At 69.9% G+C, this 25,486-nt stretch carries 25 protein-coding genes; 11 read left to right on the top strand and 14 right to left on the bottom strand.

Features of this window, described 5'->3' with window-relative positions; all coding sequences use genetic code 11:
* Nucleotides 1-154: 154 nt before the first annotated feature.
* The 7 genes from DY262_RS01095 to DY262_RS01065 all read left to right on the top strand — a co-directional run bounded on the left by DY262_RS01095 (nucleotide 155) and on the right by DY262_RS01065 (nucleotide 7,217).
* The gene (locus tag DY262_RS01095; RefSeq protein ID WP_116957152.1) at nucleotides 155-1,360 is read left to right on the top strand and encodes an acetyl-CoA C-acetyltransferase; all 1,206 of its coding nucleotides are present in this window, start codon (nucleotides 155-157) and stop codon (nucleotides 1,358-1,360) included.
* A 4-nt stretch (nucleotides 1,361-1,364) separates the two neighbouring features.
* Nucleotides 1,365-3,506, top strand: coding sequence for a 3-hydroxyacyl-CoA dehydrogenase NAD-binding domain-containing protein (locus DY262_RS01090; protein WP_116957151.1), 2,142 nt, complete (start codon nucleotides 1,365-1,367; stop codon nucleotides 3,504-3,506).
* Between the two features lie 11 nt (nucleotides 3,507-3,517).
* On the top strand, nucleotides 3,518-4,261 hold the full coding sequence (gene fabG / locus DY262_RS01085; RefSeq protein ID WP_116957150.1) for a 3-oxoacyl-ACP reductase FabG: 744 nt from the start codon (nucleotides 3,518-3,520) through the stop codon (nucleotides 4,259-4,261).
* Between the two features lie 131 nt (nucleotides 4,262-4,392).
* A complete protein-coding gene (locus DY262_RS01080) occupies nucleotides 4,393-5,634 on the top strand; it encodes a sensor histidine kinase (RefSeq protein ID WP_116957149.1) in 1,242 nt (413 codons plus the stop codon).
* Nucleotides 5,635-5,646: 12 nt separating this feature from the next.
* A complete protein-coding gene (locus DY262_RS01075; protein WP_070400074.1) occupies nucleotides 5,647-6,036 on the top strand; it encodes a response regulator in 390 nt (129 codons plus the stop codon).
* Nucleotides 6,029-6,616 (top strand): chromate transporter, encoded by a 588-nt coding sequence (locus DY262_RS01070; RefSeq protein ID WP_116957148.1) that lies wholly within the window; start codon nucleotides 6,029-6,031, stop codon nucleotides 6,614-6,616. Before DY262_RS01075 ends, DY262_RS01070 begins: the two co-directional genes overlap by 8 nt.
* 4 nt (nucleotides 6,617-6,620) lie before the next feature.
* Nucleotides 6,621-7,217: a chromate transporter gene (locus tag DY262_RS01065; protein WP_116957147.1), complete on the top strand. Its 597-nt coding sequence runs from the start codon at nucleotides 6,621-6,623 to the stop codon at nucleotides 7,215-7,217.
* A 3-nt stretch (nucleotides 7,218-7,220) separates the two neighbouring features.
* On the opposite strand, the gene DY262_RS01060 is transcribed toward DY262_RS01065, so the two are convergent.
* Nucleotides 7,221-8,543, bottom strand: coding sequence for a UDP-glucose dehydrogenase family protein (locus DY262_RS01060; protein WP_070400071.1), 1,323 nt, complete (start codon nucleotides 8,541-8,543; stop codon nucleotides 7,221-7,223).
* Between the two features lie 100 nt (nucleotides 8,544-8,643).
* Between DY262_RS01060 and DY262_RS01055 the strand changes: the two genes are divergently transcribed.
* Nucleotides 8,644-10,032, top strand: coding sequence for a right-handed parallel beta-helix repeat-containing protein (locus DY262_RS01055; RefSeq protein ID WP_245980761.1), 1,389 nt, complete (start codon nucleotides 8,644-8,646; stop codon nucleotides 10,030-10,032).
* Between the two features lie 220 nt (nucleotides 10,033-10,252).
* On the opposite strand, the gene DY262_RS21735 is transcribed toward DY262_RS01055, so the two are convergent.
* A complete protein-coding gene (locus DY262_RS21735) occupies nucleotides 10,253-10,519 on the bottom strand; it encodes a hypothetical protein (protein ID WP_181936368.1) in 267 nt (88 codons plus the stop codon).
* Nucleotides 10,520-11,125: 606 nt separating this feature from the next.
* Here DY262_RS21735 and DY262_RS21515 point away from each other — a divergent pair.
* Nucleotides 11,126-13,027 carry an RIFT barrel domain-containing protein gene (locus DY262_RS21515; RefSeq protein ID WP_147326151.1) on the top strand — a complete coding sequence of 634 codons (1,902 nt, stop codon included), beginning with the start codon at nucleotides 11,126-11,128 and terminating at the stop codon, nucleotides 13,025-13,027.
* A gap of 58 nt (nucleotides 13,028-13,085) precedes the next feature.
* Here the strand turns inward: DY262_RS21515 and DY262_RS01045 are convergent, their stop codons facing one another.
* Genes DY262_RS01045 through DY262_RS01035 form a run of 3 tightly spaced genes read right to left on the bottom strand, consistent with a single transcriptional unit; the run spans nucleotide 13,086 to nucleotide 15,334 of the window.
* Nucleotides 13,086-13,814, bottom strand: a complete 729-nt coding sequence (locus DY262_RS01045) for an SIR2 family NAD-dependent protein deacylase (RefSeq protein ID WP_116957145.1) — start codon at nucleotides 13,812-13,814, stop codon at nucleotides 13,086-13,088.
* A 7-nt stretch (nucleotides 13,815-13,821) separates the two neighbouring features.
* Nucleotides 13,822-14,586, bottom strand: coding sequence for a 23S rRNA (guanosine(2251)-2'-O)-methyltransferase RlmB (gene rlmB / locus DY262_RS01040; RefSeq protein WP_116957144.1), 765 nt, complete (start codon nucleotides 14,584-14,586; stop codon nucleotides 13,822-13,824).
* A 55-nt stretch (nucleotides 14,587-14,641) separates the two neighbouring features.
* Nucleotides 14,642-15,334 (bottom strand): ABC transporter ATP-binding protein, encoded by a 693-nt coding sequence (locus DY262_RS01035; protein WP_070400067.1) that lies wholly within the window; start codon nucleotides 15,332-15,334, stop codon nucleotides 14,642-14,644.
* On the opposite strand from DY262_RS01035, the gene DY262_RS01030 reads away from it, so the two are divergent.
* Both DY262_RS01030 and mnmH read left to right on the top strand, forming a co-directional pair.
* A complete protein-coding gene (locus tag DY262_RS01030; RefSeq protein WP_116957143.1) occupies nucleotides 15,333-15,998 on the top strand; it encodes an arylesterase in 666 nt (221 codons plus the stop codon). The two genes, DY262_RS01035 and DY262_RS01030, sit on opposite strands and share 2 nt — an antisense overlap.
* A gap of 8 nt (nucleotides 15,999-16,006) precedes the next feature.
* The gene (gene mnmH / locus DY262_RS01025) at nucleotides 16,007-17,089 is read left to right on the top strand and encodes a tRNA 2-selenouridine(34) synthase MnmH (RefSeq protein ID WP_116957142.1); all 1,083 of its coding nucleotides are present in this window, start codon (nucleotides 16,007-16,009) and stop codon (nucleotides 17,087-17,089) included.
* 5 nt (nucleotides 17,090-17,094) lie between these two features.
* Here the strand turns inward: mnmH and DY262_RS01020 are convergent, their stop codons facing one another.
* The 9 genes from DY262_RS01020 to hflX form a co-directional block, all read right to left on the bottom strand.
* Nucleotides 17,095-17,292 carry a hypothetical protein gene (locus DY262_RS01020; protein WP_116957141.1) on the bottom strand — a complete coding sequence of 66 codons (198 nt, stop codon included), beginning with the start codon at nucleotides 17,290-17,292 and terminating at the stop codon, nucleotides 17,095-17,097.
* 27 nt (nucleotides 17,293-17,319) lie between these two features.
* Nucleotides 17,320-18,510 carry a PLP-dependent transferase gene (locus DY262_RS01015; RefSeq protein WP_116957140.1) on the bottom strand — a complete coding sequence of 397 codons (1,191 nt, stop codon included), beginning with the start codon at nucleotides 18,508-18,510 and terminating at the stop codon, nucleotides 17,320-17,322.
* Nucleotides 18,511-18,514: 4 nt separating this feature from the next.
* Complete coding sequence (locus DY262_RS01010) at nucleotides 18,515-19,039, bottom strand: phosphoribosyltransferase (protein WP_070400062.1); 525 nt, start codon at nucleotides 19,037-19,039, stop codon at nucleotides 18,515-18,517.
* Between the two features lie 78 nt (nucleotides 19,040-19,117).
* Complete coding sequence (locus tag DY262_RS01005; protein ID WP_116957139.1) at nucleotides 19,118-20,506, bottom strand: adenylosuccinate synthase; 1,389 nt, start codon at nucleotides 20,504-20,506, stop codon at nucleotides 19,118-19,120.
* Between the two features lie 12 nt (nucleotides 20,507-20,518).
* Nucleotides 20,519-21,685, bottom strand: a complete 1,167-nt coding sequence (locus DY262_RS01000) for an ATP phosphoribosyltransferase regulatory subunit (protein WP_116957138.1) — start codon at nucleotides 21,683-21,685, stop codon at nucleotides 20,519-20,521.
* Nucleotides 21,686-21,759: 74 nt separating this feature from the next.
* Complete coding sequence (locus DY262_RS00995; protein ID WP_116957137.1) at nucleotides 21,760-21,957, bottom strand: DUF2065 domain-containing protein; 198 nt, start codon at nucleotides 21,955-21,957, stop codon at nucleotides 21,760-21,762.
* Nucleotides 21,958-21,959: 2 nt separating this feature from the next.
* A complete protein-coding gene (gene hflC, locus DY262_RS00990; RefSeq protein WP_116957136.1) occupies nucleotides 21,960-22,853 on the bottom strand; it encodes a protease modulator HflC in 894 nt (297 codons plus the stop codon).
* A 16-nt stretch (nucleotides 22,854-22,869) separates the two neighbouring features.
* Nucleotides 22,870-24,234 carry an FtsH protease activity modulator HflK gene (hflK, locus tag DY262_RS00985; protein WP_245980760.1) on the bottom strand — a complete coding sequence of 455 codons (1,365 nt, stop codon included), beginning with the start codon at nucleotides 24,232-24,234 and terminating at the stop codon, nucleotides 22,870-22,872.
* A gap of 47 nt (nucleotides 24,235-24,281) precedes the next feature.
* Nucleotides 24,282-25,469, bottom strand: coding sequence for a GTPase HflX (gene hflX / locus DY262_RS00980; protein ID WP_116957135.1), 1,188 nt, complete (start codon nucleotides 25,467-25,469; stop codon nucleotides 24,282-24,284).
* Between the last annotated feature and the right edge of the window lie 17 nt (nucleotides 25,470-25,486).

The raw sequence follows: 25,486 nt of genomic DNA, 5'->3' as shown, positions 1-25,486 counted from the left end.
GACTGGACGGTTGGGGGATTTTTGGCAAGCAAGTGCTTGGCGAAAGTCAATATACTGGGCCGAGGTATCGGTCACCACCGGGGACAAACCATGAGCGCCGCCCGGCCATTCCGAAGGCGCTCGCACCGCAGCCCGCTGCGCGGAGGTCATGACAATGAGCGAAGCCTTCATCTTCGACGCCATCCGGACGCCCCGTGGCAAGGGCAAGAAGGACGGCAGCCTGCACGAGGTCAAGCCGATCGATCTGCTGGCCGGCACGCTGAGCGCGCTGCAGCGGCGGCACGACCTGGACACCGCCGCGGTGGACGACGTGGTCATGGGTGTGGTTTCGCCCATCGGTGAGCAGGGCTCGGTGATCGCCAAGGTGGCCGCGCTCAAGGCCGGCTGGGACTGGCGCTGCTCGGGCGTGCAGCTCAACCGCTTCTGCGCCTCGGGCCTGGAAGCGGTGAACCTGGCCGCCATGAAGGTGCGCAGCGGCTGGGAAGAGCTGGTCGTGGCCGGCGGCGTGGAGAGCATGAGCCGCGTGCCCATCGGCTCGGACGGCGGCGCCTGGGCCCAGGACCCCGCCACCAACAGCGCGACGATGTTCGTGCCCCAGGGCATCGGCGCCGACCTGATCGCCACCATCGAAGGCTTTCGCCGCGAGGACGTGGACGCCTTCGCCCTCGAGTCGCAGCGCCGCGCGGCCAGCGCGCGCGGCGAAGGCCGCTTCGACCGCTCCGTGGTGCCCGTGACGGACATGCTGGGCCAGACCGTGCTGGGCGAGGACGAGTTCATCAAGCCCCACACCACCCTGGAAGGCCTGGGCGCGCTCAAGCCGGCCTTCGAACAGCTCGGCCAGATGGGCTTCGATGCCGTGGCCCTGCAGCGCTACCCGCAGGTCGAGCGCATCGAGCACGTGCACCACGCCGGCAATTCCTCGGGCATCGTCGACGGCGCGGCGGCCGTGCTGATCGGCAGCGAGGCGGCGGGCCGCGCGCACGGCCTGACGCCGCGCGGACGCATCGTCGCGGCGGCCCTGTCGGGCGCGGACCCGACCATCATGCTCACCGGCCCCATGCCCGCCAGCCGCAAGGCCCTGGAGAAGGCTGGCCTGACGGTGGACGACATCGACCTCTTCGAGGTGAACGAGGCCTTCGCCGCCGTGCCGATGAAATTCATGCGCGAGATGGGCGTGCCGCACGAAAAGGTCAACGTCAACGGCGGCGCCATCGCCCTGGGCCACCCACTGGGCGCCACCGGCGCCATGATCCTGGGCACCCTGCTCGACGAGCTGGAGCGCCGCGGCCTCAAGCGCGGCCTGGCCACGCTGTGCGTGGGCGGGGGCATGGGCATCGCCACCATCATCGAACGGGTCTGAACGAATGAAAACGATCCGCTACGAGCTGCACGACGGCATCGCCACCATCACCTTCGACGAGCCCGGCTCGCCGGTGAACACCATGTGCACCGACTGGCAGCGCGACCTCACCACGGTCACGGGCCTGGTGGTGCGCGACAAGGCGCTCATCAAGGGCATCATCCTGGCCTCGGCCAAGAGCACCTTCTTCGCCGGCGCCGACCTGAAGGGCACGATGCGCCTGAAGGCCAGCGACGCGCGCCAGGTCTACGCCGAGATCGAGCAGACCAAAAAGAATTTCCGCACGCTGGAAACCCTGGGCGTGCCGGTGGTGAGCTGCATCAACGGCGCCGCCCTGGGCGGCGGCTGGGAGGTGGCGCTGGTGGGGCACCACCGCATCGCCATCGACCACCCCAAGATCCAGCTCGGCCTGCCCGAGATCACGCTGGGCCTGATCCCGGGCGCCACCGGCATCACCAAGATGACGCGCCTGCTGGGCCTGCAGGGTGCCCAACCCTTCATCCTGGAAAGCCGCCTGTTCAGTCCGCGCGAGGCGCTGGAGCTGGGCCTGGTGCACGAGCTCGCACCCGACGCGCTGAGCCTGCGCGCCGCGGCCGAGGCCTTCATCGGCGCCCACCCGACGGCCCAGCACCCCTGGGACGCCAAGGACTACAAGATGCCCGGCGGCACGCCGAGCAACCCCAAGGTGGCCGGCATGCTCAGCGTGGCGCCGGCCCTGCTGCGGCAGAAAACCCAGGGCCTGTACCCCGCCCCCGAGGCCGCGCTGGCCGCCATGGTGGAAGGCGCGATGGTCGACTACGACACGGCGCTGCGCATCGAGAGCCGTTACCTCGCCCAGCTCATCGTGAGCCCGGTGGCGAAGAACATGATCAACACCTTCTTCTTCGACATGAACGCCGTGCGCGGCGGCGGTTCGCGTCCGAAGGACTATCCGCGCTTCACGCCGCGCAAGGTGGGCATCCTGGGCGCCGGCATGATGGGCGCGGGCATCGCCTATGCCCAGGCCAGCCGCGGCATCAACACCGTGCTGGAGGACGTGAACCTGGAGACCGCCGACATCGGCAAGGCCTACAGCCAGCGACTCACGCAGATGCGCGTCGACAAGGGGCTCATGAGCGTGCAAGAGCAGCTTGGCCTGCTCGACCGCATCCTGCCCACCGACCACCCCAAGGACCTCAAGGGCTGTGACCTGATCATCGAGGCCGTGTACGAGAACCGCGAGGTCAAGGCACAGATCACGCGCGAGGCCGAAGAGCAGCTGGCGCCCGGCGGCTTCTTTGCCAGCAACACCTCCACCCTGCCCATCTCCAGCCTGGCCAAGGCCTGCCGGCGTCCCGAAAAGTTCGTCGGCATCCACTTCTTCAGCCCGGTGGACAAGATGAAGCTGGTGGAGATCATCCGCGGTCAGCGCACCGACGACGAGACCATCGCGCGCGCCTACGACTACGTGCTGGCGCTGGGCAAGCTGCCCATCGTGGTGAACGACGCGCGCGGCTTCTACACCAGCCGCACCTTCGGCACCTACGTGATGGAAGGCGCAGCCATGCTGGGCGAAGGCATTCCCGCGCCGGTGATCGAGAACGCCGCGGTGCAGGCCGGCATGCCCGTGGGCCCGCTGGCCGTGCTCGACGAAACCTCGCTCGCCCTCTCGGTGCACGTACTCGACCAGACGCGCGCCGACTTCAAGGCCGAAGGCAAGGTCTACGAACCCGGCGCCGGCGAGCTGCTGGTCGAGCGCATGGTCAAGACCCTGCGGCGCGCGGGTCGCGCGTCGGGTGGTGGCTTCTACGAATACCCGACGGGCCAGCGCAAGCGCCTGTGGGTGGAGCTCAAGGGCCTGTTCGAGGATCCCAAGCTGCCCTGGGATCTGCAGGACGTGAAGGACCGCCTGCTCTACCGCCAGTCGGTGGAGACCGCGCGCTGCCTGGCCGAGGGCGTGCTCACCAGCGCGCACGACGCCAACATCGGCTCCATCTTCGGCATCGGCTTCCCGGCCTGGACGGGGGGCGCGCTGCAATTCATCTACGGCCAGGGCATCGAGGCCTTCGAGCGCCGCTGCGACGTGCTGGCGCGCCGCTTCGGCCGCGGCTTCCTGCTCGACGGCGCGGCGCGCGACGCCATCCGCCGCTTCCAACCCCAGTACTGAACCCCCGAACGATGTCCCGACTGTCGAACAAGGTCTGCCTCATCACCGGTGCCGCCCAGGGCATTGGCCTGGCCACCGCCGAAACCTTCGCTCGCGAGGGCGCCACCGTCGTCGTCGCCGACCTCAAGCCAGAGGCCGTGGACGCGGCCGTGCGCCGCTGCCAGGCCCTGGGGGCCCAGGCCGAGGGCCACGCGCTGGACGTGACCGAGCGCGCGCAAGTGGACGGGGTGGTGGCCAAGGTGCTGTCGCGCCACGGCCGCATCGACGTGCTCGTCAACAACGCCGGCATCACGCAGGACGCGCGCCTGCAGAAGATGACGATCGAGCAGTTCGATCGCGTCATCGACGTCAATCTGCGCGGCGTCTTCCACTGCGCCCAGGCAGTGGCCGACGCCATGGTGCGCCAGGGCCATGGCGTGATCCTCAATGCCTCGTCGGTGGTGGGCCTGTACGGCAACTACGGCCAGACCAACTACGCCGCCAGCAAGTTCGGCGTCATTGGCTTCACCAAGACCTGGGCGCGCGAGCTGGGGCCCAAGGGCATCCGCGTCAACGCCGTCGCACCGGGATTCATCGAAACGCCCATCCTCGCCACCATCCCCGACAAGGTGCTGGACGAAATGCGCCAGCGCGTGCCCCTGCACCGCCTGGGCCGGCCCGAGGAGATCGCCAGCGTCTACGCCTTCCTGGCCAGCGACGACGCCAGCTATGTCAACGGCGCAGTGATCGAGGTCAGCGGCGGCATGTCGGTCTGAGGCGGCCCCGCAATCTCGCATCCCCCAAGGTGGGGATGTGAGGAATATCACACCCTGTCCAGCCGCCCGGCGGACAACCGGCGGCGGGCCAGCGTGTTACAAATCAGGGTTTTGCTCGCTCCCAGCCCCCGATGCAGCCCTCTCCGCCGCCCGCCCCAGAAGGCCCGCGCCTCGCGCGGTTGCGCGCGCTGGGCGTGCTCGACACCCTGCCCGACCGGGCCTACGACGGCATCGCCGCCCTGGCCCAGACCCTGTGCGACACCCCCATCGCCCTGGTCTCGCTGGTGGACGCCGAGCGGCAGTGGTTCAAGGCCCGCATCGGCCTGCCCCTGAGCGAAACCCCGCGCGACTGGAGCTTCTGCGCCATCGCTATCCAGACGCCCGGCGAGGTGCTGGTGATCGAAGACGTGCGCCACGACCCGCGCGTGCAGCACCACCCCCTGCTGCGCGAGCAGCCCGATCTGGGTTTCTACGCGGGCGCGCCCATCGTCACGGCCGACGGCCTGGCCCTGGGCACGGTCTGCGTCATGGACGTTCGGCCCCGGCGGCTGTCCGCCCCCCAGGTGGACGGACTGCGCCACCTGGCCGCGCTGTCGGCCACCCTGCTGGAGCAGGGCGCGCAAGACGTCGAGACGCTCAAGCGCAACGAGGTCCGGCTCAACCGCACCGTCGCGCTGCTGGAGCGCAAGACGGTGGAGCAGCAGCGCTTCATCTACATGCTCTCGCACGACCTGCGCGAGCCGGTCAACACCATCAACAACTTCAGCTCGCTGCTGGTGGAGGACCACCAGGCCGAGCTGATGCCGGCCGCGCAGCGCTACCTGGGCTTCGTGCGCGAAGGGGGCCGGCGCATCGGCCGCCTGCTCGACGACCTGGTCGAGTTCGCCCAGCTCGACACCCACCCGCTGCGCATCGAGCCGGTGGACCCGGCCGCCCTGGCGCAACACGTCACGCAAGACCTGGCACCGGTGCTGCAGCGCTGCCAGGGCCGCATCGAGATCAACACGGCCCTGCCGGTGGTCATGGCCGACGCCGGCCTGCTGCGCGTGGCCCTGCACAACCTGGTGAGCAACGCGCTCAAGTTCACGCGCCCCGGCATTCCGCCGGTGGTGACCGTGGGCGCCTCGCGCAGCGGCGAACTCGACCAGATCCACGTGAGCGACAACGGCGTGGGCATCGCGCAGGAGCACCAGGGCCGCATCTTTGGCCTGTTCAACCGCCTGCACAACCGCCGCCGCTACGACGGCACCGGCCTGGGCCTGCCGATCTGCCAGCGCATCGCCGAACTCCACCAAGGCCGCCTGACGCTCGAGTCGTCCACCGACGCCGGCAGCCGCTTCACCCTGCACCTGCCACCGGCGGGTCGCGCCTGAGGACCCCCACACATGGCAGCCCCCGCGCGTTTCATCCTGATCGACGACAGCGACGCCGACAACGTGTACCACGAGATCATGATCCGCCGCGCCGGCTTCACCGGCGAGGTGCGGGTCTTCGACAACGGCGTGGACGCCTTGAACTTCCTGCGCGACGACCCGCTCGCGCTGCCCACCTGCATCTTCCTGGACATCAACATGCCCGTGCTCGACGGTTTCGAGGTCGCGCACCAGGCCACCGATCTGCTGAGCGGCAAGCCGGCCACCGTGCTGCTGATGCTCACCTCGTCCGACGCGCCGCAGGACCGCCAGCGCGCCGCCGAGCTGCCGGTGATCCAGGGCTACGTCACCAAGCCCCTCACCGCCGACATGGTGCGCCGCATGCTGGCCCGCGATGCCTGAGCCGGGGCCCGACGAAGCCCCCCTGCGGCCGCGCTCGCGCGCCGAACTCTTCACCGCCTTCACCTGGCTGGCCCTGCAGGGCTTTGGCGGCGTGCTGGCCGTGGTGCAGCGCGAGCTGGTGGAAAAACGCCGCTGGCTCACGCGCGACCAGTTCGTCGAGGACTGGGCGGTCGCGCAGATCATGCCGGGCCCCAATGTGGTGAACCTGGCCCTGATGATCGGCGGGCGGCACTTCGGTCTGCCGGGCGCGCTGTCGGCGCTGGCCGGCATGCTGGTGGCGCCGCTCGCCCTGCTGCTGCTGTTGGCCGTGCTCTACAGCCAGCTCGCCACGCTGCCACAGGCGCAGGCCGCGCTGCGCGGCATGGGCGCGGTGGCGGCCGGGCTGATCACCGCCACGGGCCTGAAGCTGGTGGCGGCGCTGCGCGGCAACGTCATGGGGCTGGGCGTGTGCATGGGCTTCGCCGCCTGCACCTTCGCCGCCATCGCCTTGCTGCGCTGGCCGCTGGCCTGGGTGCTGCTGGGCCTGGGCACGCTGGCCTGCGCCTGGGCCTGGCGCCAACTGGGCCGCACGGGGGGATGAGGCCATGACCACCCTGCCCCTGGCCGTGGACTGGCTGGACCTGTTCACCCACTTCCTTACGCTCTCCCTGCTGGCCGTCGGCGGGGCCATCACCGTGGCACCCGATATGCACCGCTACCTGGTGGTGCAGAACGGCTGGCTCGGCGACGCGCAGTTCACCGCCTCGATCGCGCTGTCGCAGGCCGCGCCCGGGCCCAACGTGCTGTTCATCGCGCTGCTGGGTTTCAACATCGGCATCAACGCGGCGGGCGGGCCCTCGGCGGGCTGGCGCGCCTGGGCGCTGGGGCTGTTCGGCACGGGGGTGACGATGGTGGCGATCCTGCTGCCGTCCTCGGTGCTCACCTACACGGCCACCCGCTGGGCGCACCGCCACCGCGAGCGGCGCGGGGTGCGCGCCTTCAAGGCGGGCATGGCGCCCATCGTGATCGCGCTGCTCATCGCCACTGGCTGGGTGCTCACCGCAGCGCACGACCAGCCGGCGCGCGACTGGCGGCTGTGGCTGCTGACGGCGGTGACCGCACTGATCGTCTGGCGCACCCGGCTGCACCTGCTGTGGCTGATCGGCGCGGGCGGGGTGCTGGGCGCGCTGGGCTGGGTCTGAGCCTCAGCGCCCGATCGCCAGGTAGTCGAAGCCCATGCGGCGCACGAACACCGGGTCGTAGAGGTTGCGGCCATCCACGATCAGCGGCTGCTTCAGGCGTTCCTTGATCAGGTCGAAGTCCGGGCTGCGGAACTCCTTCCATTCGGTCACGATGACCAGGGCGTCGGCGCCCTCCAGGGTCTCGTTGGGCGTCTGGGCGTAACGCACGCGCGGCTCGTCGCCCAGGATGCGCTGCGCCTCGGGCATGGCGGCCGGATCGTAGGCCGTGACGGTGGCGCCGGCGGCCAGCACCTCCTCGATGAAGCTCAGGCTGGGCGCCTCGCGCATGTCGTCGGTGTTGGGCTTGAAGGCCAGGCCCCAGAGCGCGATGTGGCGGCCTTTGAGGTCGGCGCCCAGGCGCTGCTTGAGCTTGCGCGCCAGCACCTGCTTCTGCGCGTCGTTGGCGGCTTCAACGGCGCTCAGCACCTGCAGGTTCAGGTCGGCGTCGCTGGCGGCGGTCTTGATCAACGCCTTCACGTCCTTGGGGAAGCAGGAGCCGCCGTAACCCGCGCCGGGGTACAGGAAGTGGTAGCCGATGCGGGGGTCGGAGCCGATGCCCTGGCGCACCATCTCGATGTCGGCGCCCAGCTTCTCGGCCAGGTTGGCCAGCTCGTTCATGAAACTGATGCGCGTGGCCAGCATGGCGTTGGCCGCGTACTTGATGAGTTCCGCGCTGCGCACGTCGGTCACCAGCAGGCGCTCGCGGTTGCGCTGGAACGGCGCGTAGAGCGCGCGCATGAGGAAGATGGCCTGCTCGTCGCTGCCGCCCACCACGATGCGGTCGGGCTTCATGAAGTCGTCCACCGCCGCGCCCTCTTTCAGGAACTCGGGGTTGGAGACCACGGCGTAGGGCGTGCTCACGCCGCGCTGGGCCAGTTCGTCGGCGATGGCGGCATGCACCTTGTCGGCGGTGCCCACGGGCACGGTGCTCTTGTCCACCACCACCTTGTAGTCCGTCATCAGGCGGCCGATGCTGCGCGCCGCGGCCAGCACATACTGCATGTCGGCCGATCCATCCTCGTCGGGCGGCGTGCCGACGGCAATGAACTGGATGGTGCCGTGGTTCACGGCGCGCGCCACGTCGGTGGTGAAATGCAGGCGGCCGGCGGCCACGTTGCGTGCCACCATCTCCTTGAGGCCCGGCTCGTAGATCGGGATGCCGCCCGACTCGAGAATGCGGATCTTCTCAGGGTTCACGTCCAGGCAGAGCACGTCGTTGCCCACCTCGGCCAGGCAGGCGCCGCTGACCAGCCCCACGTAGCCCGTTCCCACCACCGTCACTTTCATTGCGAATCCCTTGTTCGGCGTCCCCCATGGCGGGGACGCGGCATGATAGCGAACGAATATGGCACTTTCGTCGTACCCTCCCCCGTATGGGCGACGCCGCGTGAAGCTGTTCGCGCTGGCGCTTGGCCTGCTGTTGCTGTTGGCATTGGCGCCGCTGGCCTGGCTGGCCGGCACCGAACGGGGCCGGGCCGTCTGGGAGCAGGCCACGAGTCGCAGCCCCAACGAACTGATCCGCTACACCGAACGCCGGCTGCAGGGCCACCCCCGGCTGGAGCGCTGGCTGCTGCCGCCCTTGCACGCCCTGCGCTCGCGGGTGGAACCCGAGCCGCCCGCGGGCCCCCTGCCTGACCTGGGCAAGGGCCAGCGCCCCGATTCTTTGCCCCTGCCGGCCGGCCTCTCCACCCGCTGGGCGGTCGACACCCCGCAGGCCATCCGCGACGCCCTGCTGCGGGCCACGCCCGGCACGCAGATCGTGGTGGCGCCGGGCCTCTACCCCTTCGACACCCCCCTGCGCCTGGGCCAGGACGGCCGGGCCGACGCCCCCATCGCCCTGCGCGCCGAGCGACCGGGCACCGTGTGGTTCGCCTTCACCCAGGTGGACGGCATCCGCGTCGACCGTCCGCACTGGGTGTTCGAGAACCTGGACATCCGCGGCACCTGCGCACGCCACGGCGATTGCGAGCACGCCTTCCACGTGATCGGGCGCGGCGCGCGGGTGAGCATCCGCAACAACCGGCTCAGCGACTTCAATGCCCCCATCAAGGTCAATGGCCAGGACGGCGACTGGCCCGACGCGGGCGAGCTGGCCTGGAACACCCTGAGCAACACCACCCCGCGCGACACCGCCCAACCGGTGGTCATGCTCGACCTGGTCGGCGCCCACCGCTGGCGCGTGCACGACAACCACGTCGCCAATTTCGTGAAAACCCAGGGCAACCGCGTGGCCTATGGCCTATTTGCCAAGGGCGCGAGCGAGGACATCCGAATCGAACGCAACCTGGTGATCTGCACGCCCCAGGGCATTTCGCAACCCGGCGAGCGCGTCGGCATTTCGGTGGGCGGCGGTGGCACCGACCCCCAGGTGTGCCGCGACGGCACCTGCCGGTCGTTCGAGCACCGCGGCGGCCTCGCCGCCAACAACGTGGTCGCACATTGCAACGACGCGGGCGTGGACGTGAACCGGGGCGTGGACGTGCGGGTGGCGCACAACACGCTCATCAATACGGCCGGCATCACCGTGCGGGCGGGCTCCAGTGCCCGCCTGCAGGCCAATCTCGTCGACGGCGGCAGTTGGCGGCGCGACCGCAGCGTGGTGGACGAGCGCGACGCCGCCCCGCTGGCCCGGTGGCTGGACCCGGCGGCGGCCCGGGCCCTGCAATGGCAATGGCGGCAGGCCGCGCTGGATGGCTCCGCCACCACAGGCATTTCCAGCGATTTCAATGGCCAATCGCGCGCGGGCCATTCGACACCGGGCGCGCTGCTCCCCTGAATTCACAATTCGTCACCGATTTTCAACAATCGGTGACAGGGAATTCCCATTCGGCCCGCGCACAGGGCCGAATGAGTTACCAATTGACACGGCGATCAATGGCCATTCGCCGTCAATAATTCATTGACGGTATTTCGCGATATCGCACCCCTCTGATTCGCTCGAATCAGCCTCCCATCCGGCGCCTACTACCTATTCGGTACACCGATGAAGTGGTGGGTCAATTTGTGTCTTTTTGTACGAAGAATACCGTTCGTCGGCCAAAAAAGCCGTGCGTTTCCGCGCACTTCCGCACATCGCCGATTTTGAACAGCCGATCAACTGTGCCGCTTTTCACGCTTTCACCCCCCCTAAAGTCATTCGCAGTGGCGTCGAGAAACAAGGCAATGGGGCCAAAAACGTGAGGCACTTCACGGTCGGACTGCAGAACCCCAAACATTCGTATTAACGCTTTTGGCTGAAATTCGCCGGGCGTCGGAACTTTCAATTCAACTCATTGCGAACGCCAAACATCATGGAAATCGAATTGGTTAATCCCCGCCAGAAACGGCAGTTGTCCCGCCCGGTACTGGCGGCCCTGTTCACCTGCGTGGCCCTGGCCGCCTGTGGTGGTGGCGGGGGGGGTAGCGAAGGCGCCTCCGCGGCCCCCGTGGACAACACGGCCAGCGCGGCGCCCCCGCCGCCCGCCAACGGCGGTTCGCCCACCCAAGCCGAGATGGACGCGGCGGCGGCCCGTGGCTGGTCCTGGAACAGCTTCAAGAAATTCTGGGAATCGATCAAGTCGCCCGCTCCGGCACCTGCTCCCGCTCCGGCGCCTGCTCCCGCTCCGGCACCTGCTCCCGCTCCGGCGCCTGCTCCCGCTCCGGCGCCTGCCCCCGCTCCGGCACCTGCTCCCGCTCCGGCGCCTGCTCCCGCTCCGGCGCCTGCCCCCGCTCCGGCGCCTGCCCCCGCTCCGGCGCCTGCCCCCGCTCCGGCGCCTGCTCCCGCTCCGGCGCCTGCTCCCGCTCCGGCGCCTGCCCCCGCTCCGGCACCTGCCCCCGCTCCGGCGGCCGGCATCGGCGGCCTGGCCTGCGCCGCGGGCGCCATCACCTGCGTGGAGGTGACGTCCGGCAGCGCCCAGACCAACCTGCCCATCACCTTCGGCCAGCCTTTCCGCAGCGGCGACCTCTCCACCAGCCAGGGCCTCAGCGCCCAGGACAGCGCCGGCAACACCGTGCCCGTGCAGATGGACGAGGTGTCCACCCACGCCAACGGCTCCGTGCGTTTCGCCGTGCTCAGCGCCAGCGTGCCCAGCCTGCCGGCCAACACCGCGCGCCTGATCAACTTCTACCCCGCCGCCAAGACCAGCCCCAGCGTCTCGGTACCGGCCGACCCGGCCTGGAACCTGCAGGTCACGGCCAAGCTCGCCGATGGCACCACCCTGGTGGCCAACCCGCAGCAGCAGCTCAAGCAGCAGATCGCCAGCGGCACCAACCGCCGCCTGTACGGCCCGGTTGCCAGCGAATTCACCGTGGTCGCGCCCATGGTCAACCAAGCCACCGGCGCGGCCCACCCGCACCTGGTGGCGCGCCTGCACACCCGCCTGTACCAGAGCGGCCAGATCCGCACCGACGTGGTGATGGAGAACAACTGGGCGCTCAAGGCCTCGCCGTCCGACTTGAGCTATTCGCTGACCGTCACGGCCAACGGCCAGACCTTGCTGTCACAGCCCTCGTTCACGCACCACCACCACGCGCGCTGGCACAAGGTGGTGTGGAACAACGGCGCCGCGCCGAACGTTCGCCTGCGCCACAACATGCGCTATTTCCTGGATAGCCGTGCCACCTGGAACTACAACCTGGGCCTGACGATTCCCGAAACCGTGCTGGCCGCCGAGGCGAGCAACCTGGCCAAGACCAACACCGGCCCCATGGGCACGGCCATGCTGACCACCAACATGCCCGGCACCGGCGGCCGCGCGGAGATCGCCCCGGTGCCGCGCTGGACGGCGATGTACCTGGTCAGCCAGGACGACCGCGCCCGCGCCTCCATGCTGGCCAACGCCGACGCCGCCGCCAGCGCTCCCGTGCACTACCGCGACGAAGCCACCGACCAGCCCATCAGCGTCGTCAAGTACCCAGGCATCGCGCTGCGCTACGGCTCCTCCAGCCCCGCCGTGCCCACCGCCAGCACGTCCAGCGTCTGGACGCCGGACATCGCGCACCAGGGGTCGTACTCGTACGTCCCCTACCTGGTCACCGGCGACGCCTTCTACCTCGACGAAATGATGTTCTGGGCCGCCTGGAACGTCGCCGCCAACGACCCGTACTACCGCCAGCAGGGCAAGGGCCTGTTGATGCCCGAGCAGGTGCGCGGCCAGACCTGGGGCGCGCGCTCCATCGCCGAGGCGGCCTTCGCCACGCCGGACAACCACCCCATGAACGGCTACTTCGACACCATGCTGTCGAACAACATGGCCTGGTTCCTGGACACCTACGGCCCGGGCAAATCGGGTCCGCTGTTCTCGCCCATGGGCGCGCTGATCTCGCAGTACAACAACAACCAGTCGCCGTCGTACGAGTCGGACTTCTTCGCCACCGTGATGAGCTGGCTGGCCGAGAACAACGTGCCGAACGCCAGCGCCGTGCTCAACAGCGTGGGCCGCATGCAGATCGACCGCTTCCTGGCCACCTCCCAAACGGCCGGCTTCTGCACCAGCCGCGCCGCGGGCTACTGGCTGCAGACCATGAACGGCAGCTCGTACGTCAACACCTGGGCCGACTTCTACAAGCTGAACTACGGCACCGCCACCTGCGGCACCACCGCCCAGCCCAACGACCCGGCCTACCCCGACTGGGCCGGCGGCTACGCGGCCGTGGCGCGCGGCATGCTGGCGGCGGCGAAGAACGCCGGCGCGACCAACGCCTCGACCGCACAGGCCCGCTGGGTGCAGTTCACGCCCAACCTGGACCCGGACTTCAAGAACGACCCGTCCTACGCGATCGTGCCGCGCTGAGCGACACGGCATCCAGACCAAGCCCCGCGGCCCTCGCCGCGGGGCTTTTTTCTTGCGCTCAGTGCCCGTCCAGCAGGGCCGGCAGGGCGCGGGCCGCTGTCGCGCGCAGGCGGCGCGTCGCCACGCCATCGAGCGCCGAGGCCTCGGGGTTCACGATCAGCACCCGCGCGCCCGCGTGGCGCGCCAGCGAGGCCAGGCCGGCGGCCGGGTAGACCTCACCCGAGGTGCCAACCACCAGCAGCAGCTCGCAGGCCTCGGCCGCCGCCTGCGCGGCCTCGAGTTCGGCCTGCGGCAGCCTCTCGCCGAACCACACGACGTCGGGGCGGCGCAGGTTCCCGCACACCGGGCAGCGCGGCGGATGGCCCGGCGCGATGGCGTCCTCGCGACAGCAACCGCGCGGCGCGTCGAGCCAGCGGTCCTGGGCGAGGTTGCCGTGCAGGGCCAGCACGCCCGGGCTGCCGGCGCGCTGGTGCAGGCCATCGACGTTCTGGGTGATCACCGTGAGGCGGCCGGGGTGGCGGCGCTGGAAGTCAGCGATGGCCGCGTGTCCGGCATTGGGGCGCACCCGCTCGACGGCCACGCGGCGTTCGACGTACCAGTCCCACACCAGCTGTGGCTGGCGGCGGAAAGCCGCCTCGGTGGCGAGCTGGCGCGGATCGAAGCGCGCCCACAGGCCGGTGAGCGCGTCGCGGAAGGTGGGCACGCCCGATTCGGCGCTCATGCCCGCCCCGCTGAGCACGGCGATGCGCCGCGCCGAGCGGACCCAGGCGCGGAGCTCTTCGTCCATGGGGGGATCAGCCGCGCTGGCGCAGGGCCTCGTAGAGGCAGATGCCGCTGGCCACGGAAACGTTCAGGCTCTCGACCGCCCCGCGCATGGGGATGTGCACCAGCTCGTCGCAGGTCTTGCGCGTGAGCTGGCGCATGCCCGGGCCTTCGGCGCCCAGCACCAGGGCCACCGGGCCCCGTAGGTCAACCTCGTAGACCGATTGGGGCGCGTCGTCGCTGGTGCCGATGACCCAGATGTTGCGTTCCTTGAGCTCATTGAGCGTGCGCGCCAGGTTGGTCACCATGAAGTACGGCATGGTCTCGGCCGCGCCGCTGGCCACCTTGGCCACGGTGGCGTTCAGGCCCACCGCATGGTCCTTGGGCGCCACCACGGCGTGCGCGCCGGCGCCATCGGCCACGCGCAGGCAGGCGCCCAGGTTGTGGGGATCGGTGACGCCGTCGAGCACCAGCAGCAACGGTGCCTGGCCCACGCCGTCCACCTGGTCCAGCAGATCGTCGAGCGAGCGGGCCTGTTCGACGGGCAGCACGCGCGCGGCCACGCCCTGGTGGCCGTGGCTGCCCGCGAGCTTGGCGATGCGCAAGGCGTCGGCCTCGATCAGGCGCACACCGGCTTCCTTGGCGCGGTCGAGGAACTGGCGCATGCGCGCGTCGCGCCGCGAGCTGTCCACGTAGACCTCGACCAGGCTCTGCGGCGCGGTCTTCAGGCGCACGCCGACCGCGTGGAAACCGAACAGGACTTTGGTGGCGGACGGGGCTTTGGGCGGAGCGGACATGGCCGCGATTATCGGCCCCCGGCCCCGGCGGCCCCGCCAGCCCGCGCGCGGCGCCTCAGGCCGCGACGCCGGCGCTGATGTCGGCCACCTGGCCCGCGCTGATGGTGATGCGGCGCTCGCAGCGCTCGGCGATGCCGCGGTCGTGCGTGACCAGCACCAGCGTGGTGTGCTGCTCGCGGTTGAGCTCGAACATCAGCTCCATCACGCTGGCACCGGTGGCGAAGTCCAGGCTGCCCGTGGGCTCGTCGGCCAGCAGCACGGCCGGGCGCACCACGAAGGCCCGCGCCAGGGCCACGCGCTGCTGCTCGCCGCCCGACAGCACCTTGGGGTAGTGGTTGAGCCGCTCGCCCAGGCCCACGCGCTGCAGCATCTGCGTGGCGGCGGCGCGGGCATCGCGCCGCCCAGCCAACTCCAGCGGCAGCATCACGTTCTCCAATGCCGTCAGGTTGGCCAGCAGCTGGAAGCTCTGGAACACGAAACCCACTTTCTCGGCGCGCAGCGCGGCGCGGCGGTCCTCGTCCATGGCGAACAGATCGACGCCATCGATGTGAACCGTTCCCTGCGTCGGGGTATCCAAGCCCGCGATGATCGACAGCAAGGTGCTTTTGCCCGAGCCCGAGGCGCCCACGATGGCCACGGTTTCGGCGCGGCGCAGGCTGAAATCGATATCGCGCAGAATGGTCAGCGTGCCCGTCGAGTCGGACACCGACTTGAACACATGGCTGACCGCAATCATCACATCGGACATGAAGCATTCCCTGAAGACGAACCGCCGCCACTTTAGCCTGAGCCTGGTGGCGGCGTGGGCGCTCGGCCAGGCGGGCGCGCTGCGCGCCCAGGGCAAGGCCGAGCCCGTGGTGCTGGTGGTGGGCGATTCGCTCAGCGCCGAGTACGGCCTGCGCCGGGGCAGCGGCTGGGTCGCGCTCACCGAAGAGCGGCTCAAGGCCGAAAAGGTTCCGGCGCGGGTGGTCAATGCCAGCGTCAGCGGCGACACCACCTCGGGCGGGCGTTCGCGCCTGCCGGCGCTGCTCCAGCAGCACCGGCCCTCGGTCGTGGTCATCGAACTGGGCGGCAACGACGCCCTGCGAGGCCTGCCGCTGAGCATGACGCGCGACAACCTCGCCGCCATGGCGCGCGCCGCCAAGGCCGCCGGCGCGCGCGTGCTGCTGCTGGGCATGGAGATGCCGCCCAACTACGGCGCGAAGTACGGACAGGAATTCCGCGAACTGTTCGCCGCCGTGGCGCGGCAGGAAAAGGCCGCGCTGGTGCCCTTCTTCCTCAAGGGCGTGGCCGACGGCGCCGACCCGCTGGCGCTGTTCCAGAGCGACCGCATCCACCCGAACGAGAAGGCCCAGCCCACCATGCGCGACACGGTCTGGCCTGAACTGCGCAAACTGGTCACGGCGGGATAATCGGGCCCATGCCCGTTGCCACCCTGAGCGCGGGCGACGCCCTGCGCCGCCTCGCCGAATTCGACACGATCATCGACGCCCGCACCGAGGACGAGCACGCGCTCGACCACGTGCCCGGCGCCCTGAACTGGCCCACGCTGGACAACGCCGAGCGCATCGACATCGGCACCATGTACAAACAGGTGAGCGCCTTCGAGGCCAAGAAGCGCGGCGCGGCGCTCGCCGCGCGCAACATCGCCGCCCATATCGAGCGCGAGGTGCTCGACAAGCCCAAGGGCTGGCGCCCGCTGGTCTACTGCTGGCGCGGCGGCAACCGCAGCGGCGCCCTGGCCACCATCCTGGGCGCCATCGGTTTCCAGGTCACGCTCATCGACGGCGGCTACAAGGCCTGGCGCGCCGCGCTGGTGGACGACCTGCCCCGCCTGGCCGCGGGCTTGCGCTACCGCGTCGTCTGCGGCCCCACGGGCAGCGGCAAGACGCGGCTGCTGCACGCGCTGGCGGCCGAGGGTGCGCAGGTGCTCGACCTGGAGGGCCTGGCCTGCCACCGAAGCTCGGTGCTGGGCCACCTGCCCGGCCAGCCACAGCCCAGCCAGAAGGGCTTCGATTCCTTGCTGTGGGACGCGCTGCGCCGCTTCGACCCCGGGCGGCCGGTGTACGCCGAAAGCGAAAGCAAGAAGGTGGGCAACCTGCGCGTGCCCGATGGACTGATGGACGCCCTGCGCGCCAGCGAGTGCATCTCCCTGCGCCTGAGCGACGAGGAACGCGTCGCCTTGCTGCTCGAGGACTACGACTACTTCGTGCGCGACCCCGAACTGCTGATCGGGCGCCTGCAGGCCCTGCGCGCGGTGCGGGGCGGCGAGGTGGTCAACGGCTGGATCGGGCTGGTGCGCGCGGGGCGCACGCCGGACATGGTGCGCGATCTGCTGGCCCAGCACTACGACCCCACCTACGCGGCCTCGACCTCGCGCAACTTCCGCCGCTTCGCCGAGGCCCTGCCCTGCGAGCCCGCCGACCGGTCGATGGCGGCGATGCGCGCGGCCGCGCGCCGCCTCATCGACAGCGAAACGGCACCGGCCCCACAGGCCGGCTGAGACGTTCAGTTGGCGCCGCCGGCGCCACCATCGCCCTGCCCGGCATCGCTCGGCGCACCGGTCGCCTCGCCATCGGGCTGGTCGGCACCGTCCGGGTGCTCGCTGGTCTTGCGCGCGGCCTTGGCGCGCAGTTTCTCTTCCTTCTTCTGCTTCTTGGCCAGCTCACGCTGCCGTTTCTCGTAACCGTAGTTGGGTGTAGCCAAATCGCGCTTTCGTCGGGTTGAAGGGGGTCAGGACTGCAAGCGGGGCAAGGCCTGCGCCAGGTCGGCCCGCAGGTCTTCGACGTGTTCCAGACCGATGGCAAAGCGTACCAGACCCCCCGCGTGAGGCCAACCCAATGTCCGGATGGCGCTCATGCGGTACGGTGCGCACAGGCTGATGGGACCGGCCCAGCTCCAGCCCAGCTTGAACACGCGCAGGCTGTCGCAGAAGGCGTCGATGCGCTCCTGGGGAATGGACGCGTCGAAGGCCGCGCTGAACAGGCAGCCGGCCGCCCGGGCATCGCGTTGCCAGGTGCCATGGCCGGGCGAGCCCGCCAGCGCCGGATGGAAGACCTGCGCCACGCCGGGCTGGCCCTGCATCCAGTGCGCCAGCTCGCGCGTGGCGGCGTCCTGGGCGCGGTAGCGCAGCTCGATGCTGGGCAGGCCGCGCAGCACGAGTTCGGCGTCGTTGCCGGCCACGCCCAGGCCCAGGCGCATGTGGCACAGCAGAACGGTGCGATGCAGGGCCTCGTCGCGCGTGACCACCGAACCCATGAGCACGTCGGCGCCGCCGCTGGGGTACTTGGTGAGCGCCTGTACGGACAGGTCCACCCCCAGATCGAAGGCGGCAAATGCGATGCCCGCGCCCCAGGTGTTGTCCAGCGCGGTGACGATGGGCCTCTCACGGCCTTCGCTGGCCTGGCGCACCACGGCCACCAGCGCGGGAATGTCGGGGAACTCCAGGGTGATGGACCCGGGCGCCTCCAACCAGACCAGACGGGTGGCCGGCGAGATCTTCGCGGCCAGATCGGCCGGGCTCATGGGGTCGTAGAAGCGGTGCGGGATGCCCCAGGCCGCCAGTTCGCCCTCGGCGAAGGTTTTGCCCGGCCCGTAGGCGTTGTCCGGGATCAGCAGTTCGTCGCCCGTGCGCAGGAAGGCCATGTCCACCAGGGCCACGGCGGCCAGGCCGCTGGGCGCCAGCACGCAGTGCGCGCCGCCCTCCAGGGTGGCGATGCGCTCCTCCAGCGTGAAGGTGGTGGGCGTGCCGTGCAGGCCGTAGGTGTAGCCGCTCTTGTCCTTCCAGTCGTACGTGCGCAAGGCGTGCACGTTCGGGAAAATGACGGTGGAGGCCTTGTGCACGCCAGGCGCGACAGCCTCGAAGCCCTCGGGGGGCTTGTAAGGGTGGTGGATGAGCTGGGTGGACAGGCGCTCGCGGCTCATTCGCTCAGAGCTTCCACTTTTCCAGCAGCTGCGCGGGGCGCAGGCTGTCGTAGCCCTCGAAGGGCTGGTGGATCCACGGGTTGGTGGGCAGGTACTCCACCGAATAGTCGGGCGTGAAGGTGGACAGCTGCTTGGTCCAGATCACCGCGCTGCGCAGCTCGGTGATGGGTGAGTAGTTGTTCTTGAGCAGGTCGATCACCACCTTGAGCGTGTGACCCGAGTCGGCGAGGTCGTCGACCAGCAGCACCTTGCCGGCGATTTCGCCCTTGGGCGTGGTGATGTAGCGCGCGATGTCGAGCTTGCCCTGCACCGTGCCGGCCTCGGCGCGGTAGGAACTGGTGGACATGATGGCCAGCGGCTTGTCGAAGATGCGCGAGAGGATGTCGCCCGGGCGCATGCCGCCGCGCGCCAGGCACAGGATGGTGTCGAACTCCCAGCCCGACTGGTACACCTTGAGCGCCAGCTTTTCGATGAGGTTGTGGTACTCGTCGTAGGAGACGTAGAGGTGTTTGCCGTCTTCGGTGAGCATGCGTGCGGACTCCAGGCTGGGAGGGTCGGAACAGTGTGTCGTGGGGCGGGCGAACGCCCTACCCGGGCTTACCCGTGCTCACCCCTGGAAGGGGTGCTGCAGCAGGATGGTGTGGTCGCGGTCGGGGCTGGTGGACACCACGTGGATCGGCACGCCGGTGGTCTCCTGGATGCGCTTGAGGTAGTGGCGCGCGTTCGCGGGCAGGTCCTCGAAGCGCGTGACGCCCACGGAGGACTCCGTCCAGCCGGGGATGGTCTCGTAGATCGGGCGGCAGCGCGCGATCTCGTCGGCGCCCATGGGCAGGATGTCGATGCGCTCACCGTCGAGCTCGTAGCCCGTGCACAGCTGCAGCTCGGTCAGGCCGTCGAGTACGTCGAGCTTGGTGATGCACAGGCCCGACAGTCCGTTCACCTGGGCCGATCGCTTGAGCAGCGCGGCGTCGAACCAGCCGCAGCGGCGCGAGCGGCCGGTGGTGACGCCCTTTTCGGCGCCGACGGTGGCCATGTGCCAGCCCGGCGTGCCTTCCGTTTCCCAGTCGAGTTCGGTGGGGAACGGGCCGCCGCCCACGCGCGTGCAATAGGCCTTGGTGATGCCCAGCACATAGTGCAGCAGCTGCGGGCCCACGCCCGCGCCGGCCGCGGCGTTGCCGGCCACGCAGTTGCTGGAAGTGACGAAGGGGTAGGTGCCGTGGTCGATGTCGAGCAGCGTGCCCTGCGCGCCCTCGAACAGCAGGTTGGCGCCGGCCTGGTGCGCTTCGTTGAGCTCGCGCGAGACGTCGGCGATCATGGGCTTGAGCTGCTCGGCCTGGGCCATGGCCTCGGCGTAGACGCGCTCGAACTGGATGGCGCCGTCCTTCATGTAGGGCGCGATCTTGTCGTCCCAGGCCATGTCGGCCGAATGCAGGTAGGTGGTGAGCACGTGGTTGTGCAGGTCCAGCAGTTCGCGCAGCTTGGCGGCGAAGCGCTCGGGGTACTTCAGGTCCTGCACACGCAGCGCGCGGCGCGCGATCTTGTCTTCGTAAGCCGGGCCGATGCCGCGGCCCGTGGTGCCGATCTTCTCGGTGCCGGCCTTGACCTTGGCGGCCTCGCGCGCGATGTCGACCGCGGCGTGGAAGGGCAGGATCAGCGGGCAGGCCTCGCTCACCCGCAGGCGCGAACGCACCTCGACGCCCGCCTTCTCCAGCCCCGCAATTTCCTCGAACAGCTTGCCGACCGAGAGCACCACGCCGTTGCCGATGTAGCACTTGACGCCCGCGCGCATGATGCCGCTGGGAATGAGGTGCAGCGCCGTCTTCACGCCGTTGATGACGAGGGTGTGGCCCGCGTTGTGGCCGCCCTGGAAACGCACCACGCCCTGCGCGGTTTCGGTCAGCCAGTCGACCAGCTTGCCCTTGCCTTCGTCGCCCCACTGGGTGCCGACCACCACCACGTTGCGCCCGGGGGTTGCGGCGCGGTCCTTGTTGCTCATCTCGGTTTCCAGTCAAAGAGGCCGGACGGTCCAGCCGTCCGGGCGGCCGGTGTCGGGCACCAGCTCGCGGTCACACAGGAACTCATCGACCTCGTGCTCGTGCCCCGGCAGGGCACAGACCACGGTGTGGCCCTGGGCGCGCAGGAGGGCCACCGCCTGGCGCAGGCCGGCGTCCATGCCCCAGGGAGCGCGAATGGCGGCCACCAGGGGGCGCGGGGCCACGCAGGCGACGAGTTCCTTGAGGTCGAGGCTGAAGCCGACGGCCGGGCGCTTGCGCCCGAACACGGCCCCCACCTCGTCGTAGCGGCCGCCGCGCGCGATGTCGGCGGCCGGGCCGCGCGCGTCGCGCGCGAAGACGGCGAAACGCACACCGGTGTAGTAGGCGTAGCCGCGCAGGTCGGACAGGTCGAACGAGACCGCCATGCCCTGCACGTGCTCGGCCAGCCACTGCAGCTGGTCCAGCGCGGCGTGCAAGGCCGGCGACGGCGTGAGCACGCGGCGCGCCTCGGCCAGCACCGCGGCATCGCCGAACAGCGTGGCCAGCGCGCTCAGGTCGCGCTGCACGGCCGCGGGCAGGGCCTTGGAGAGCAGGCGCAGCTCGGCCACGTCCTTGGCGGTGAGGGCCGCGTGCAGCAAGGCCACCCGGGCGGCGGGCAGCTTCAGCGGATCCAGCACGGCGTCGATGATGCGCACGTCGGCCAGATCGACCTGCAGCTCGCGCAGGCCGGCGCCGCGCAGGCAGGCCTGGGCCAGCTCCAGCGCTTCCAGATCGGCCTCCAGCCCGGCGTGGCCATAGATCTCGGCGCCAAACTGCAGCGGCTCGCGGCTGGACGCCGGGCGCTCCATGCGCGTGTGCACCACGGGGCCGCAGTAGCACAGACGCGCCACGCCCTGACGGTTGAGCAGGTGCGCGTCGATGCGCGCCACCTGGGGCGTGCTGTCGGCGCGCAGGCCCAGCGTGCGGCCGCTGAGCTGGTCCACGAGCTTGAAGGTGTGCAGATCGAGCGATTCACCGGTACCGGTGAGCAGCGACTCGATGTGCTCGAGCAACGGCGGCATCACCAGCTCGTAGCCGTGGGCGCGGGCGGTATCGAGCAGGCTTCGGCGGAGCTCTTCGATGTGCCGGGCCTCGGACGGCAGGACATCGGCGATGTGATCCGGGAGGACCCAGGCGGACATGGCGTTTTCAGGCGCTGTTAAAAACCGGATTCTACCGGGACCCATGCGGGGCCCCGGCAGGCACCGGCCTGGGCTCAGGCGAACAGGCCCGCAATCAGCAGGCCCGCGGCCACGCTGATGAGCCCGAAGAAGCGGATTTGCCCGTCGCGCAGCGAGAGCATCTGCGTAAAAACGCGGCGCCAGCCGCCGGGAGACAGCAGCGGGAGCAAGCCCTCGAACACCAGGACGAGTCCCAGCGCCAGCCACCAGGCGTCGCTGCCACCGCCGTTCATGTTCAGCGCTGCGTCGCCGCGCTCGGGCTGCGCAGCGCCCGGAAGAAGTCGGTCGAGGGATCGACCACCATCACGTCGTTGCGGCCCGTGAAGCTGGCCTTGTAGGCCTCCAGGCTGCGGTAGAACTGCGCGAAGGCCGGGTCGCGGCCAAAGGCCTCGGCGAACGAGGCCGCGGCGGCGGCGTCGCCCTCGCCCTTGATGCGCTGGGCGTCGCGGTAGGCCTCGGCCACGATCACCTCGCGCTGGCGGTCGGCGTCGGCGCGGATCGCCTCGCCCTCGGCGTAGCCGGTGGAGCGCAGCTCGTTGGCCACGCGCTTGCGTTCGGCCTCCATGCGCTGGTAGACGGAAGACACGATGGACTCGGCGTAGTCGACGCGGTTGATGCGCACGTCCACCACCTCCATGCCCCAGGGCTGGTTGGCGCTCTGCACCGCCGCCACCACGCCGCGCTGCACTTCGCGCATGAGCTCCTCGCGGTGCGTGGCGAGCAGTTCGCGCAGGGTGCGCTTGTTGACTTCCTGCTGGAACGCGTTGCGTACCACGCGGTTGAGCTGCAGGGCGCCCGCGCGCTCGTTCGTGCCCACGTTGCGGATGTAGGCCTGCGGGTCGCTGATGCGCCAGCGCACGTACCAGTCGATCACCACGCGCTGCTTCTCGGCGGTGAGGGTCGGCTCGCTGTCCTGGCTCTCGAGCGTGAGCAGGCGCTTGTCGATGTAGGTGACGTTCTGAAACGGCGGCGGCAGCTTGAAGTTCAGGCCGGGCTCGGTCACGACCTGCTTGATCTGACCGAGCTGATACACCACGCCGAACTGGCGCTGGTCGACGACGAACAGCATGGAGCTGGCCACGGCCAGCAGCACGATGAGGGAGGTGATGACGAAACCGAGTTTGTTCATGTTCTGGCTCCCTGGATCAGCGGCTTTCGCGCTCGCGCGAGCGGGCGCCATCGCCGGAGCGCTCGGTCGGCACCGCCGTGGTGGCCGGCGAGGACGTGCTCGGCAGGGCATTGGCGGGCGCGCTCGGCGGCATGGCGCCCGCGGACTGCATCAGGCGGTCGAGCGGCAGGTACAGCAGGTTGGAGCCGCCGTTTTTCGTGTCAACCAGCACCTTGGTCACGTTGCCGTAGATCTGCTGCATGGTGTCGATGTAGAGGCGGTCGCGCGTGACCTGCGGCGCTTTCTGGTACTCGGCCAGCAGCGACTTGAAGCGCTGCGAATCGCCTTGCGCCTGGGCGGAGATGCGCGCCTTGTAACCCTCGGCCTCTTCCTTCAGTCGCGAGGCCGTGCCTCGGGCGCGCGGCACCACGTCGTTGGCGTAGGCCTCGGCCTCGTTCTTGGCGCGCTCGCGCTCCTGTCCGGCGCGCAGCACGTCGTCGAAGGCCGCCTGCACCTGCTCAGGCGGGCGCACGCCGCCCTGCTGCAGGTTCACGGCCACCACGTCGATGCCCACCTTGTAGCGGTCGAGAATGGTCTGCATGAGGCTGCGCACGCGAGGCGCGATCTGGTCGCGTTCCTCGGCCAGCACGGCGTCCATCTTCATCTTGCCCACCACCTCGCGCACGGCGGTCTCGGCGGCCTTGAGCACGGCCAGATCGGGGTCGCGGCTTTCGAAGAGGAAGGCGCGCGCGTCGCTCAGGCGGTACTGCACAACGAACTTGATGTCGACGATGTTCTCGTCCTCGGTGAGCATGGACGACTCGCGCAGGCCCGTGGCCGGCACGATGTTGTCGCGACCCACGTCGACCGAGCGCAGCTGCGTCACGAACACGGTCTCGTGGCGTTGCACGGGGTACGGCAGGCGCCAGTTGAAGCCGGCGCCCACGGTGCTGTGGTAACGGCCGAACTGCGTGATGACGGCCTGCTGGCCTTCTTGCACGATGAAGAAGCCTGTGCCCAGCCAGATGAGCAACGCGATGCCGACGATGAGGCCCACGCCCACGCCGGCGGCCTTGGGGTTGGGGTTGAACCCCTGACCGCCGCCGTTGCCGCCGCCCGTGGGGCCGCCAGGGCCGCCGGGCCGGCGGTTGCCCAGCAGGCCGCCGAGCTTGCGGTTGAAGTCGCGCCAGAGTTCGTCCAGATCGGGCGGGCCCTGGTTGGGGCCCTGCCCGCGCGGACGCTGGGGCGATCGCGGATCGTCCTCGCGGCCGTTTTGCTCACCGTCCTCGCGACCCCAGCGCGGGTCATTGAGGTTGAACACGCCCAGCCAGCGGCGCCAGCCACGCGGACGGGCCGGCGCGGCGTCGCGCGCGGCCTGCGGGGTCCCAAGGTTCACATCCATGCTCGGTGTTGTTCCTGTTATCGACTCGGAGTTCACATTGTGCCCAATCAAACCAGCGGGTCGGCCGCTTCGGCGGGCCGCATGGGGTCTTGTTCGGCCGGCGCGCCGTGGCGGCGCGCCACCTCGGCCGCCAGCCAGGACCGCAGTTCGGCCAGGCCCTCGCCCGAGAGCGCGCTCACGAAGACGCGCGGCACGCTCTGCCCATCGACCTCCATCGCGTCCAGCGCGCGCAGCGGCCGGTTCGCCGGGTCCATGGCGTCGATCTTGTTGAAAACCAGCAACTGCGGCACCTCGGCCGCCCCGATTTCGCCGAGCACACGCTGCACGGCGGCGATCTGCTCGGGGTGGTCGGGGTTGGAGGCGTCGACCACATGCAACAGCAGGTCGGCGTCGGCGGCCTCCTGCAAAGTGGCGGCGAAGGCCTCCACCAGGCCGTGCGGCAGCTCGCGGATGAAGCCCACGGTGTCGGACAGCGACACCGTGCGCCCGGCCTCGCCCAGGTAGAGCTGGCGCGTGGTGGTGTCCAGCGTGGCGAAGAGCTGGTCGGCGGCATAGGTACGGGCCTTCACCAGGGCATTGAAGATCGAGCTCTTGCCGGCGTTGGTGTACCCCACCAGGGAGATGGTGAAGGCCTCGCGGCGCTGGCGCTGGCGGCGCTGCGTGGCGCGCTGCTTCTTGACCTTTTCCAGGCGCTCCTTGGTGCGCTTGATGGCCTCGCCGATCATGCGGCGGTCGAGCTCGATCTGCGTCTCGCCCGGGCCGCCGCGCATGCCGATGCCGCCGCTCTGGCGCTCCAGGTGCGACCAGCGCCGGACCAGCCGGGTCGACAGGTATTGCAGCCGCGCGAGTTCGACCTGCAGCTTGCCCTCATGGCTGCGCGCGCGCTGCGCGAAGATCTCCAGGATCAGCAGGGTGCGGTCGTTGACGGGACAGCCCATGTGGCGCTCGAGGTTGCGCTGCTGGGCCGGGCTCAGCGCCTGGTCGAACAGCACCTCGCTGGCGCCGGTGGACTGCACCAGCATCTTGATCTCGTCGGCCTTGCCCGAGCCCACGAACAGGGCCGGATCGGGCGCACGGCGCTTGCAGCTGACGCGGTCGGCCACGCGGTAACCCGCGGTCTCGGCCAGCTGGCCCAGCTCCTGCAGGTCGGCATCGAAATGGGGAAGCCCGAAATCAACCCCCACCAGGATGACCGATGGTGTGGCGTTCGGAAGGGGGGCGGTGGGAGATGTCAAATCGGTGGGGCAACGCG

Origin of the sequence: Hydrogenophaga borbori (assembly GCF_003417535.1) — a bacterium.
GTDB lineage: Bacteria > Pseudomonadota > Gammaproteobacteria > Burkholderiales > Burkholderiaceae_C > Hydrogenophaga > Hydrogenophaga borbori.
This window is presented reverse-complemented; position numbering and strand designations above follow the sequence as displayed.